The organism is Klebsiella sp. K47, assembly GCF_051858335.1.
GTDB classification, from domain to species: Bacteria; Pseudomonadota; Gammaproteobacteria; order Enterobacterales; family Enterobacteriaceae; genus Klebsiella; species Klebsiella pneumoniae.
The window spans coordinates 1-225 of the sequence record NZ_JBPYUI010000405.1 but is presented as its reverse complement, the minus strand read 5'-3'; the positions used below and the strand labels follow the sequence as shown (position 1 = coordinate 225).

General features: G+C 72.0%; 1 protein-coding gene. It reads left to right on the top strand.

Going from position 1 to position 225, the window contains the following annotated elements:
• On the top strand, positions 1-225 hold a 225-nt coding region (locus tag RRF55_RS28570), incomplete at both ends, for a hypothetical protein (protein WP_439419380.1).

Genomic DNA, 225 nt, shown 5'->3' with positions numbered 1-225 from the left:
CGTGCTGGTGCCCGCGCTGATGCGCCACTTCGGCAAGCCCACGGATGCGGCCGGCGCCTTCGAGCGCCTGCTGGGCGCCGACCACCTGAGCGACGTGATGTTCGTGGACCAGTCGCCCATCGGCAAGACGGCGCGCTCCAACCCGGCCAGCTACGTGGGCGCCTGGGACTCCATCCGCGAGCTGTTCGCCATTGCGCCGCTGTCGCGCCAGCGCGGCTACACGGC